The 13,379-nt window shown below is 18.3% G+C and carries 13 protein-coding genes, 1 tRNA gene and 1 pseudogene; 11 read left to right on the plus strand and 4 right to left on the minus strand.

Going from position 1 to position 13,379, the window contains the following annotated elements; all coding sequences use genetic code 11:
• Positions 1 to 5: 5 nt before the first annotated feature.
• The 9 genes and pseudogenes from thrS to tyrS form a co-directional block, all read left to right on the plus strand.
• Positions 6 to 1,307: pseudogene (gene thrS, locus GJT83_RS00550) on the plus strand (threonine--tRNA ligase); the annotation flags it as partial.
• 3 nt (positions 1,308 to 1,310) lie between these two features.
• Positions 1,311 to 1,850 carry a translation initiation factor IF-3 gene (gene infC / locus GJT83_RS00555; protein ID WP_168892857.1) on the plus strand — a complete coding sequence of 180 codons (540 nt, stop codon included), beginning with the start codon at positions 1,311 to 1,313 and terminating at the stop codon, positions 1,848 to 1,850.
• Positions 1,851 to 1,933: 83 nt separating this feature from the next.
• Positions 1,934 to 2,131: a 50S ribosomal protein L35 gene (gene rpmI / locus GJT83_RS00560; RefSeq protein WP_168892524.1), complete on the plus strand. Its 198-nt coding sequence runs from the start codon at positions 1,934 to 1,936 to the stop codon at positions 2,129 to 2,131.
• Positions 2,132 to 2,178: 47 nt separating this feature from the next.
• Positions 2,179 to 2,529: a 50S ribosomal protein L20 gene (gene rplT / locus GJT83_RS00565; RefSeq protein ID WP_168892525.1), complete on the plus strand. Its 351-nt coding sequence runs from the start codon at positions 2,179 to 2,181 to the stop codon at positions 2,527 to 2,529.
• A 79-nt stretch (positions 2,530 to 2,608) separates the two neighbouring features.
• Positions 2,609 to 3,592: a phenylalanine--tRNA ligase subunit alpha gene (gene pheS / locus GJT83_RS00570; protein WP_211080563.1), complete on the plus strand. Its 984-nt coding sequence runs from the start codon at positions 2,609 to 2,611 to the stop codon at positions 3,590 to 3,592.
• Between the two features lie 4 nt (positions 3,593 to 3,596).
• Entirely contained in the window at positions 3,597 to 6,095 is a 2,499-nt protein-coding gene (gene pheT, locus GJT83_RS00575) for a phenylalanine--tRNA ligase subunit beta (protein ID WP_168892527.1), read from the plus strand.
• Positions 6,082 to 6,378, plus strand: a complete 297-nt coding sequence (locus tag GJT83_RS00580; RefSeq protein WP_168892858.1) for an integration host factor subunit alpha — start codon at positions 6,082 to 6,084, stop codon at positions 6,376 to 6,378. Before pheT ends, GJT83_RS00580 begins: the two co-directional genes overlap by 14 nt.
• 64 nt (positions 6,379 to 6,442) lie before the next feature.
• Complete coding sequence (locus GJT83_RS00585) at positions 6,443 to 7,048, plus strand: riboflavin synthase subunit alpha (protein WP_168892528.1); 606 nt, start codon at positions 6,443 to 6,445, stop codon at positions 7,046 to 7,048.
• A gap of 40 nt (positions 7,049 to 7,088) precedes the next feature.
• Complete coding sequence (tyrS, locus tag GJT83_RS00590) at positions 7,089 to 8,381, plus strand: tyrosine--tRNA ligase (RefSeq protein ID WP_168892529.1); 1,293 nt, start codon at positions 7,089 to 7,091, stop codon at positions 8,379 to 8,381.
• 660 nt (positions 8,382 to 9,041) lie between these two features.
• Here tyrS and GJT83_RS00595 read toward each other — a convergent pair.
• Positions 9,042 to 9,115 (minus strand) — tRNA-Ser (locus GJT83_RS00595).
• 33 nt (positions 9,116 to 9,148) lie between these two features.
• Complete coding sequence (locus tag GJT83_RS00600) at positions 9,149 to 10,498, minus strand: MATE family efflux transporter (protein WP_168892530.1); 1,350 nt, start codon at positions 10,496 to 10,498, stop codon at positions 9,149 to 9,151.
• A 212-nt stretch (positions 10,499 to 10,710) separates the two neighbouring features.
• On the opposite strand from GJT83_RS00600, the gene grxD reads away from it, so the two are divergent.
• The gene (grxD, locus tag GJT83_RS00605) at positions 10,711 to 11,034 is read left to right on the plus strand and encodes a Grx4 family monothiol glutaredoxin (RefSeq protein WP_168892531.1); all 324 of its coding nucleotides are present in this window, start codon (positions 10,711 to 10,713) and stop codon (positions 11,032 to 11,034) included.
• Positions 11,035 to 11,037: 3 nt separating this feature from the next.
• Here the strand turns inward: grxD and rnt are convergent, their stop codons facing one another.
• Together rnt and tsaB are read right to left on the minus strand one after the other, a co-directional pair.
• A complete protein-coding gene (rnt, locus tag GJT83_RS00610) occupies positions 11,038 to 11,685 on the minus strand; it encodes a ribonuclease T (RefSeq protein WP_168892532.1) in 648 nt (215 codons plus the stop codon).
• Between the two features lie 140 nt (positions 11,686 to 11,825).
• Positions 11,826 to 12,500 (minus strand): tRNA (adenosine(37)-N6)-threonylcarbamoyltransferase complex dimerization subunit type 1 TsaB, encoded by a 675-nt coding sequence (tsaB, locus tag GJT83_RS00615; RefSeq protein ID WP_168892533.1) that lies wholly within the window; start codon positions 12,498 to 12,500, stop codon positions 11,826 to 11,828.
• 336 nt (positions 12,501 to 12,836) lie between these two features.
• On the opposite strand from tsaB, the gene hslV reads away from it, so the two are divergent.
• Positions 12,837 to 13,364 (plus strand): ATP-dependent protease subunit HslV, encoded by a 528-nt coding sequence (hslV, locus tag GJT83_RS00620; RefSeq protein ID WP_168892534.1) that lies wholly within the window; start codon positions 12,837 to 12,839, stop codon positions 13,362 to 13,364.
• The last annotated feature ends 15 nt before the right edge of the window (positions 13,365 to 13,379 follow it).

Raw genomic sequence — 13,379 nt, forward strand, 5'->3', positions numbered from 1 at the left:
CATAAAAGAAAAAAATGCAACAAAATAATAATTCATCTAATTTAAATAATAAAAAATATAAAAAAGAAATAAAATTATTTAATAAAAACAAGTTATTAGCAATTGACCATAGAATTTTTGGGAAAAAACTTAATTTATATCATTTCCAAAATGAATCACCAGGAATGGTTTTTTGGCATAATAATGGTTATATTATTTTTCATGAATTAGAAAAATTTTTACGTTTAAAACTTCAAAAATATAATTATCAAGAAGTTAAAACACCATTAATAACAGATAGTATCATTTGGAAAAATACAGGACATTGGAAAATTTATAAACATGCAATGTTTAGTACATTTTCAGAAAATAGAGATTATTGTGTTAAACCTATGAATTGTCCTGGACATATACAAATTTTTCAACAAGGATTAAAATCATATAAAGATTTACCCTTAAGAATAGCAGAATTTGGTATTTGTCATAGAAATGAACCATCTGGTTCTTTACATGGTTTAATGAGATTACGTAGTTTTACTCAAGATGATGCTCATATATTTTGTACACAAGAACAAGTTGCAATAGAAATTGAAAATTGTATTAATATGATGTATGAAATTTATCAAATTTTTGGTTTTAAAAAATTTTTAGTAAAATTATCTACAAGACCTATCAATCGTATTGGAAATGATGATATTTGGGATAAAACTGAAAAAGATTTAACTATGGTTTTAAAAAAATTAAATATTATTTTTAATTACCAAATTGGTGAAGGAGCTTTTTATGGACCAAAAATAGAATTTTCTTTTTTTGATTGTTTAAATCGTGAGTGGCAGTGTGGTACAATACAATTAGATTTTACATTACCAAATTGTTTAAATTTATTTTATATTGATTCTAAAAATAAACATAAAACACCTGTAATAATTCATCGTGCTATTTTAGGTTCTATAGAAAGATTTATTGGTATTCTTCTAGAAGAATATTCTGGTTATCTTCCTATTTGGTTAGCTCCATTACAAATTATTATAATTAATATAAACCATAATCATATTCATTATGCTATGAATTTATTAGAAATAATAAAAAAAAATAATATTCGTGTTAAAGTAGATTTAAAAAATGAAAAAATATCTTTTAAAATTAGACAATATACTATACAACATATACCTTATATTTTAATATGTGGGGATAAAGAAATAGAAAATAATACGGTATCAATTCGTAATTGTTTCGGTAAAGATTTGGGAATTATGAATATTCATGATATTATTAAGAAAGTAAAGAAAGAAATTAATAATTATGATATTCATCAATTGGAGGAATAGGATATTAAAAGTGGAAAAAAAATAATACAACTAAGACCTAATAAAATAAATGAAAATATTAAAACTAATACAATTAGATTAATAGGTTTTAAAGGTGAACAAATTGGTATTGTTAATTTAAAAACTGCATTAATAAAAGCAAAAGAAATTGGATTAGATTTAGTAGAAATTAGTCCAAATGCAGATCCACCTGTATGTCGTATAATGAATTATGGTAAATTTTTGTACGCAAAAAATAAAGCATCAAGAAAACAAAAGAAAAAACAAAAAATTATTCAATTAAAAGAAATTAAATTTAGACCAGGTACAGATGAAGGAGATTATCAAGTTAAATTACGTAATTTAATTCGTTTTTTACAAAAAGGAGATAAAATAAAAGTAACTCTTAGATTTAGAGGTAGAGAAATGGTACATATACAAATTGGTTTTGATATGTTAAACAGAATAAAAAATGATTTGAATTATTTATCTTTAGTTGAATATTTTCCTAAAAAAATTGAAGGACGTCAAATGATAATGATATTATCACCTAAAAAAAAATAACTATAAAAATTTATTAATAAAAATTATATTATAAAAGAATATTATTCTTTTTCTTTTAAAATAATTTTCGGATTATAATAATTATGTTAAAACTTAAAACTTTACGTAGTGCTGCAAAACGTTTTAAAAAAACTAGTTCTGGAAAATTTAAACATAAACAAGCTAATTTGAGACATTTATTAACGAAGAAAAAAACTAAACAAAAACGTTTATTAAGGAAAAAAAAATTAGTTTTTAAAGGAGATTCACATTCGTTAAAATCTTGTTTACCATATTTATAAGAAAATTTATAAAAATATAATTTTAAAAAATAGGAGATTTTAATTACATGACTAGAATTAAACGAGGTGTAATTTCTCATATTAGACATAAAAAAATTCTTAAAGAAGCTAAAGGATATTATGGATCAAGATCTAGAACATATAGATCTGCATTTCAAGCCGTAATAAAAGCAGGACAGTATTCTTACCGTGATAGACGTCAACGTAAAAGAAAATTTCGTCAATTATGGATTACTAGAATTAATGCTGCTGCTCGTCAAGAAAATATTTCTTATAGCTCTTTAATAAATAAATTTAAAAAATCTAATATTAATATTAATAGAAAAATTCTTTCTGAATTAACTATTTTTGATAAACAATCATTTACTAAATTAATAAATTTTATAAAAATTAATTAATTATAATATTTTTATTTTATATAAAACATAATTTTTAATTTAAACATATATTAATTATTAATGAGAATATCTAAAAATGATATCTGATCATAATAAAATTATATTACATGCTAAAAAAGAAATTAATTTAATTAATAATATTAAAGAATTGAATATTTTTAAAGTAAAATATTTAGGTAAAAAAGGATATATATCTTTACAATTTTTACTTTTAAAAAAATTAACAACAAAAGATAAAATTAAAAAAAGTATAATTATTAATAATGTAAAAAAACAAATAAAAGAATTAATAAAAAAAAGAAAAAATGAATTAGAATATAATAATATAAAATTTAAACTTTTAAGTGAAAAAATTGATATTTCTCTTCCTGGTAGATCTACTAAGATAGGTTCTCAACATCCTATAACAACTGTAATTAATGATATTGAAAAATTTTTTATAAAAATAGGATTTAAAATTACAGAAAGTCAAGAAATAGAAGATATTTTCCATAATTTTGATGCATTAAATATATCAGAAAATCATCCTTCAAGAACAGAACAAGATACTTTTTGGTTAAATAAAAAAATTTTATTACGTACTCAAACTTCTAATATACAAATTAGAATTATGAAAATTTTAAATCCTCCTATAAGAATATTAACTTCAGGAAAAGTATATCGTAATGATTATGATAAAAAACATACTCCTATGTTTCATCAAATAGAAGGGTTATTAATAGATAATAATCTTAATTTTCTAGAATTAAAAGGAATATTATCTTTATTTTTAAAATCATTTTTTAATAAAAAATTAAAAATTAGATTTAGACCATCTTATTTTCCATTTACAGAACCTTCTTTAGAAATAGATATTTTAGGAAAAAATAACAAATGGATTGAAGTATTAGGAGCAGGTATAGTACATCCTAATGTATTACGTAATGTTAATCCTAATTTATTAAAATATTCTGGTTTAGCTTTTGGTATTGGAGTAGAACGTTTAGCTATGTTACGTTATAATATTCATGATATTCGTTTATTTTTTGAAAATGATATACGTTTCCTTAAACAATTTAAATAAAAACATGATTAAATTAAGTGAATTATGGTTAAATGAATGGATTACTTATAATAATATTGAAATATTATCCGAACAATTAACAATGTTAGGATTAGAAGTAGAAAAAATTGAACCAATTTGTAAAAAAAAAATAGATAATATATTTATAGGACAAATTGTTAATTGTGAATTTAATAAAGATAAAAATATTTATAACTTAACAATAGATATTGGAAGTAATAAATTATATAAAGTACAATCTAATGCAGTTAATTGTAAAAATAAAATAAAAATAATCTTTGCAACTATAAATTCATTTTTATATAAAAAATATGTAAATAATCAAAAATTTAATTTTTTATTACAATCAGAAGGATTATTATGTTCTAAAAAAATATTAGGATTTGAAAATAATTTATATGAAAAAGATAAAAATTATATAATTGAATTAAATAATGATATTGAAATAGGACAAGATGCTTTTAAATATTTAGAATTAAATGATAATATTTTACATATCAATATACCATATAATCGTTCTGATTGTTATAGTATTATGGGTATAGCAAGAGATTTATCCACTAAAAAAAAAGAAAATAATTATTTATTTAAATTTCCTTATAAATTTTCTTTTACCCCAAAAAAACAAAATAATAAAATTAATGTTTCTATAAATAAAAATGCTAATAAATATAATTTAAATTATTTTTTTTGTATTATTAATGATATTAATTTACAAAATAAAATACCATTTTTAATGAAAGAAAGATTACAAAAATCTGGAATATTAATATCAGATAGTAATCCTTTATTAAGTATTAGTAATTATATATTCCTAGAATTAGGATATCCAGTATATTTTTATGATCTTAATAAAATTAAAGGTAATATATGTATAAAAGAATATGAAAATATTAGTAATTATTTTTTAATTGATGAAAATAATAAAAAAATTTCTTTATTAAAAAATACTTTAATTTTAGAAGATGAAGAAAAAATATTATCTATTCCAAGTTTAGTACAAAATAAAGAAATTATTATTAATATGAATACAAAAAATATTTTATTAGAATGTTTTTTTTTAGATCCTGACATAATAAAAAAATTATCTAATAAATATAAATTATTTAATTCATTTTTATATCTTTATGAAAGAGGACTAGATCCATTAATACAAAAAAAAATAATTATTCGAGCTATAAATTTAATTTTAAAAATATTTGGAGGTCAAAGTAGTAATATTAAAGTTATTAATACGCAAAATTATATTAGTAATTATTCAATTTTAAAAAAAATTAAATTATATTTTATAAAAATTGAACAAGTATTAGGTTTTTTTATAAAAATAAATAAAATAATTGATATAATTAATAAATTAGGATTTAAAATTATATTTAAAACAAATAATTATTGTATTATTCAAATACCTAGTTGGCGATATGATATAAAAATTGAAGCTGATATAATAGAAGAAATTATACGTATATATGGTTATAATAATATTCCTGAAAATCATATTAAAATAAATTTAATTGAAACAAATATTAATCAAAATCTTATTTTAAATAAAAATAATTTACTTTCTAAATTTAATAATATTCAAAAAATAAAAAATATTTTAATTAATAAAAAGTATAATGAAGTTATTAACTATAGTTTTATCAATCCTAAAATACAATCTTTAATGTTTCCTAAAGAAAAATTCATTAAATTATATAATCCTATTTCAATAGAAATGTCTGTTATGCGTACTTCTCTATTATGTGGATTAATAAATAATATAATTTACAATCAAAATAGACAACAAAAGTCTTTACGTTTTTTTGAAAATGGATTATGTTTTAAAATAGATAAAAATAGAGAATTTGGAATATCTCAAAAATTAATGTTAGGTGGAATAATAAACGGAAAATTAAATGAAGAACATTGGTCTTTATCTAATAAAAATGTAGATTTTTATGATTTAAAAGGAGATATAGAATGTATATTTAATTTTTTAGGTAAAACAGATCAAATAGAATTTAGGTCTATATCAGAAATAAATGTTTTTCATCCACATCAAAGTTCATCTATATATTTAGATAATATTTTTATTGGATATGTTGGTGTAATACATCCTTATATTCAATCATATTTAGGTATTAATGAAAATACTATTTTATTTGAATTAGAATGTGAAAAAATTTTAAATACTACAGAAATAAAAATTAAAAAAATATCAAAATTACCATTAAATCGTAGAGATATTTCTTTTATAATTAAAGAACATATTCCTTTTATAAACATTATAGAAGAATGTAAAAATACTAAAATAAAACAAATTATTGATATAAATTTATTTGATGTTTATCAAGGAATAAATATTCCTAAAGGATATAAAAGTTTTACAATAAGTTTTATTATACAAGATATTACTCATACATTACATGATAATGAAATTAATAATATTGTACAATTGTGTATAAATAAATTGAAAATAAAATTTCAAATTATATTAAGAGATGAAAAATATGACTTTAACTAAAAAAGAAATTTCTGAATATTTAGTTAAAACATTTAAAATATATAAAAAAGATGCAGTATATTTAGTATCTTTATTTTTCGAAGAATTAAAAAAAACCTTATTAAAAGGAGAATCAGTAAAATTATCAGGATTTGGTAAATTTGAAATACGTAATAAAAATCCTAGACCAGGAAGAAATCCAAAAACAGGAGAGTTTATACTTATAAATGCTAGAAAAGTAATAATTTTTAAAGCATATCGAAAAATAAAAGAAAGTATATATAATATTAAATTAAATATATAAAAAAATTTTCATATAAATATTATTAATATTTATATGAAAAATAAATATATTAAGGATAATATTCATGTTTAGTGGAATTATTCAATGTATAGCAATAATAAAATTAGTAATTAAGAAAAAAAATTTTTTACATCTTATAATAAAAACACCTAATTTTTTTAATTATGATTTAAAAAGAGGTGATTCTATTGCAAATAATGGATGTTGTTTAACTATAAGTAAAATAAATAATAATTTATTATATTTTGATATAATTAAAAATACACTAGATGTTACTACTTTTAAAGAAGTAAAAAAAGGAGATTATTTAAATATTGAAAAATCTTTAAAATTAATAGATTTTATAGGAGGACATTTAGTTTCAGGACATATTACAGGTATTGCTAAAATTATTAAAATTAATAATTATGTTTATTCTAAAACAATATGGTTAAAACCATATTATAAATCTCAAATGAAATATATTATAAAAAAAGGTTTTATATGTATAGATGGTATTAGTTTAACAATAGATAAAATTCATATTAATCAATTTAGTATTAATCTTATTCCAGAAACTATTATAAAAACTTCATTATCTAATAAAAAAATTAATCAATATGTTAATATTGAAGTAGATTTATATACTAAAATATCTGTTTCTACTATAGAAAAATTATTCTATCAATAAATTATTTACTTAAATATTTAAATAAAAGAGATATAAATTAATGATTATAAGTAAAAATAATAAAATAGATTTAATACAAAAATTAGAATATCGTAATATTATTAATCAAATAACAGATAAAATTAATTTAAAAAATATTTTAATGCAAAAAAATATTAATTTATATTGTGGATTTGATCCTACCGCTGATAGTTTACATATTGGTCATTTAATACCTTTAATTACATTAAGATATTTTCAAAAATTAGGGCACAAACCTATTGTTTTATTAGGTGGTGCAACAGGACTAATAGGTGATCCTAGTTTTAAATTAAAAAAAAGAAAAATACAAACAATTCATTTTATAAATAAATGTATTAATAAAATTAGTTTACAATTAAAAAATTTTTTAGATTTTAACTGTGGATCTAATAGTGCAATTATAGTAAATAATTATGATTGGTTTAGTAAAATGAATATTTTATTTTTTTTAAAAGATATAGGTAAATATTTTTATATTAATCAAATGATGAATAAAGAATCTATTAAAAATAGAATAAATAAAAATATACAAGGAATTTCTTTTACTGAATTTTCATATAATTTATTACAATCTTATGATTTTGCTTATCTTAATAAAAATTTTGATGTAAAGTTACAAGTCGGAGGTTCAGATCAATGGGGACATATTATTTCAGGAATTGATTTAATAAAAAAATTATATAAACAACAAGTATTTGGATTAACTAATCAATTAATTACTAAAAATGATGGTACTAAATTCGGAAAAACAGAAAATAAAACAATATGGTTAAATCATCTTAAAACTAGTCCATATGATTTTTTTCAATTTTGGTTAAATATTGATGATAGTTTAGTTTATAATTTTTTAAAAATGTTTACTTCTATAAAAATAGATATTATTGAAGATTTACAAAAATCTAATAATAATTCAATAAAAAAAAATAGTGCTCAAAATATATTAGCTGAATATATGACTTGTTTAGTTCATGGTAAAAATAAATTAGAATCTGCTAAAAAAATTACTAATTATATTTTTTATAAAAAATTAAATAATTTATCTAAAAATGATTTTGATATATTATTACATAATGGAATTAAAAATATTATTTTAGACAATAAAAATTATTCTTTACAAGAAGTTTTAATATTAAGTAAATTAGCTAATTCTCGTAGTCATGCAAAAAATATGATTGAATCTAATTCAATTTATATAAATAATCAAAAACAAACAAATATTTTATTTTATTTTACTAAAGAAAATAAAATATTTAATCAGTTTACATTATTACGTAGAGGTAAAAAAAATTTTTGTTTATTATATTGGAAATAATATTTAAATATTAGTAATAAATTATATTAATATTTTTAAATAAAAATTTATAAAGATTAAATATAATACAAATATTAAATAATAAATTTTTAATTTTATATATATTATTATTATATAATATAAAAATATATGATATTTTAATAGAAATTACTTATAATATTTTTTTATTTCTAATATATCTTTATTTATACTAAATTTAGTACATTTAAAAAATTAATATATATTAACTCATAGCTATTTTAAATTTTTTAAATAAAGTATTAAAAATTATATTTAAAATTTTTCTACTAATGTTAAATAAGTAATTATTCTAAATCTTTTTTATTATTAGTAATAAAATTATGACTTTGTTTTAAAAAAGTTTAATTATATTAAATATTTAAATTTATTATTATCTAAACCTAAATTATAAATTTTTTCTTTTATTTTTAAAATACCTAATTTTATTAATTTATATAGATTATTTGTAATCATAAATTATTTTTTAATTAACATATTAATTTTTTTATCATTATTTTTTAATAATAATATTAAAAAAATAATTATTTATAATAATTATTAAAAATTAATTAAGATTTAGTTTTTAAAATAATTTTTATTAAAAATATTAACTATTTTAAATATTTTTTATTTATATAATTAATTTAAAAAAATAATTTATGCGTTCTAGAGGATTCGAACCTCTGACCATCATCATGTCATAATGATACTCTAACCTACTGAGCTAAGAACGCATAAAATTTTTAGTAATAATATCATAAAAATAATTAATTTAGAAGTTTTTGTATGTTTATAATACGATATATTATTAATATAGCAGATGAAGTCAAACCTATAATAAAACCTATCCAAAATCCTGAAGGTCCCATAGGTGAAGAAACAATCCAATTAGTAACTGATAAAATATATCCAATAGGAAATCCTAAAATCCAATAAGAAATAAAAGTAATAAAAAAAATAGCAATTGTATCTTTATATCCTTTTAATATACCACATCCTATAACTTGAATAGAATCTGATAATTGATAAATACCTGATAATAAAATTAAATATGAAGATAAATAAATTATTTCTTGATTAGAACTATATAAAGATGCAATATTTTTTCTAAAAAAAATACTAATAAAAGAAGTAAAAATAGATATAATTATTCCAATAATTTGAGCATTCCAACTAATTATAACTGCTTGTTTTTTATATCCTAAACCTAAACAATGCCCTACTCTAATAGTTACGGCAACACCTAATGCAAAAGGAAAAACAAATATTAATGAACTATAATTCAAAGCTATCTGATGACTAGCAATTTTTTCTATACCCATAGGAGATATAAATAAAGATACTAAAGTAAATAATGTAACTTCAAAAAAAATAGATAAAGCAATAGGAAAACCAATTCTAATAAATTGATATAATATATTTTTATTTGGTTTACTTAATTTATTAATTATTTTAATATCATTAAAATATATTGAATTAGAAATCCATAATTTTATAATAAAAAACATTATCCAATATATTATTATTACAGAAAATCCACTTCCAATACCTCCTAATTTAGGTAATATCCAATAACCATATATACAAATATAATTTATAGGAATAAATAATAATAAACCAATAAAACTAATAATCATACAAGGTCTTGTTAACGATAGACCTTCACATTTACAACGTAAAACTTGAAAAAATAAATATCCAGGAGTATTCCATAAAATAATTTTTAAATAATAATTAGTTTTTAAAATTAATAATTTATTAATATTTGGTATAAATGTAAGCAAATAACCAATTTTATATAAAAAAAACATAATAAATATTGATATAATTATCACTAATAAATTTGCTTGTTTAATTTGATTTGCTATATGAATACGATTACCAGACCCATTTAATTGAGAAATAATAGGTATTAAAGATAATAATATTCCATGTCCTAATAATATTACAGGTAACCATATTGCAGTTCCAATAGATATTACAGCCATATCTGTATTACTAAAAGTTCCTATCATTATATTATTAATAAATCCTATAGAAATTTGAGCTATTTGTGCAAAAAGAACAGGGATAGCAAGATTAAATAATTTTTTTGTTTCTATGAAATATTTTTGCACACATATACCTTTAATTTTTTAAAATTTATGTAATCTAATAAAATTATTTATTTTTTAATAATATTTTATTTGTGTTATATCAATAAATATTTATTTTTATATTGTTATATATTTACTTTTATATTAATGAATTTTATAATATAATGGATATATTTAATTATATTAAATTATGAATTAAATATAATTAATAAAATAAATTAGAGTAGAATTATATGAAAACTTTTGAAAAAATAAAAAAACAAATATCTAATAATCCTGTTATTTTATATATGAAAGGATCTCCTACAAATCCAAAATGTGGATTTTCAGATAAAGCTGCAAAAATTTTAATATCATGTAAAGTAAAATTTATTTATATTAATGTTTTGAATAATCCTGATATAAGAGAATATTTACCTAAATATTCTAATTGGCCAACTTTCCCACAACTATGGATTAACGGAGAATTAATAGGAGGATATGATATCCTATATCATATGTATTGTAATAAAGAATTAAATAATATTTTAATAAAAAATAATTTAATTAAAAATTAATAATTAATTTTTATATAATTTAATAGGTGGCCAACCTCCTATCTTTTTCCATTTATTTACTAATTTACAAAATAATTCAGCAGTTTTATCTGTATCATATAAAGCTGAATGTGCTTGGTTATTATCAAAAGATATACCTAAAGCATGACAAGATTTAGCTAATACAGTTTGTCCTAATAATAATCCACTCATAGATGTTGTATCAAAAGTAACAAAATGATGAAATGGATTATGATATTTTGTTTTAATACGTTTTGAAGCTTCCATAATAAAGCTATGATCAAAACTAGCATTATGACCTACTACTACTGCTTTTTTACATTTATTTTTTTTAATTTCATTATAAATTTTATTAAATATAATATTAAATGCTATATTTTCAGTTACAGCTCTTCTTAAAGGAGAATCTATATTAATTTTATTAAAAGCTAAAGCATCAGGAGATATATATGAACCTTCAAATGGAATAATATGGAAATGTAATATTTCATTTTTTTCTAACCATCCATTATTCATTTTAAGAGTTATTAAACCTATTTCTAATATAGCATTATTTTTAGGATTGAAACCTGATGTTTCAATATCAATTACAACAGGATAAAATCCTCTAAATCTATAAGATAATAAATCTAATTTTACTGAATCGTTCATAATATAATCTTTTTTATAATTATTTTAAGTTAAATTTTAAATTTAATATATAGATCAGTAAAATATACCTTTATAAATGAAATTACAAGTATAAATATTACTAAAAAATTATATAATAAAAATATAATAAAAATATAATGTTAAAAAATATTTTTAATATAATTAATATTATTAAATATTTTTTTCTTATTTAAAATAAAATTATTAATAATATTAATTATAGCTTTAAATGATACAGATAAATTTTGTATAAATTCTAATTTTAAATTTTTATTTAATAGTTTTATTATTTTATATTTTACAGAATAATCAATATTAGAAACTAATATCCATTTTCCTTTTAATCTTAATATTTTTTTAATTAAATCATTATTATGTAATACACATTCACTTTTTTTACCAATCCATAATCCTTTTTTATTTTTTTTATATAATGCAAAATACATATTTATTTTATTATATTTAATTGTAGTTATAACATTTTTAATTCCTGTGTTTATCCATGTTTGTTCAGCGATCATCATTAAATGTGATAATCCTATTTTATTAATATTTAAAGAATATGATAATGTTTCAATAACTGTAATACCTACTCTCATACTAGAAAAATTTCCTGGTCCTGCATTATAAACTAATAAATTAATATCTGATAATATTATTTTTGAATCTTTTAAAATATTATTTATCATAGATAATATGTATTTTGTATGTTTGTTAGGACAAAATTTAATTAAACTAAATATTTTATTATTTTTAGATAGTTTTACAGAACAATATTCATTAGAAGTATCAATTGCTAAAATATTTTTATACATTATTAATTACTACTTATAATCATGTAATAATATAAAATTATTGTTTTAAATAAAATATATGTTATAATTAACATTAATTTATTTTAAAAAAATAGTTTAGAAAAACTTTTTTATATTAGATATTTAATAATTCTAATTATTACATTAAAATAAAATATTTTTATATTAATTTTATAATAAATTGTCAATTTTTAAAATTAAAAATATCAAAATAAATAGAAATATTTTACTATTTGAGTAAAAATTTAAAATTTATTTATAAAGAATAACACATTTACTAAAATAAAATTAATTTATTATTCTTATAAAATTGTTAAAAATAATTGAAGATAATTTATGACAACGATTGTTAGTGTAAGAAAAAATGGATATGTTGTTATCGGTGGTGATGGTCAAGCTACTCTTGGTAATACTATTATGAAAGGTAATGTTAAAAAAATTCGTAAGTTATATAATAATAAAGTAATAGCGGGTTTTGCAGGTGGTACTGCTGATGCTTTTACTTTATTTGAATTATTTGAACAGAAATTAGAGATGTATCAAGGTAACTTAACAAAATCAGCTGTAGAATTAGCAAAAGATTGGAGAACAGATCGTTTACTTCGTAAATTAGAAGCATTATTAGTTATTGCAGATAAAATAACTTCATTAATTATTACAGGAAGTGGAGATGTTATTCAACCTGAAAATGATATCGTTACAATAGGTTCTGGAGGACCATATGCTCAAGCATCTGCAAGAGCTTTATTTGAAAATACTAGTTTAAGTGCATATGAAATAGTAAAAAAATCATTAAATATAGCAGGGGATATTTGTATATATACTAATCATAATTTTACTATTGAAAAATTATTATCTAAATAAGTAAATATGAGGAAA

Source organism: Enterobacteriaceae endosymbiont of Plateumaris pusilla (assembly GCF_012562765.1).
Lineage (GTDB): Bacteria > Pseudomonadota > Gammaproteobacteria > Enterobacterales > Enterobacteriaceae.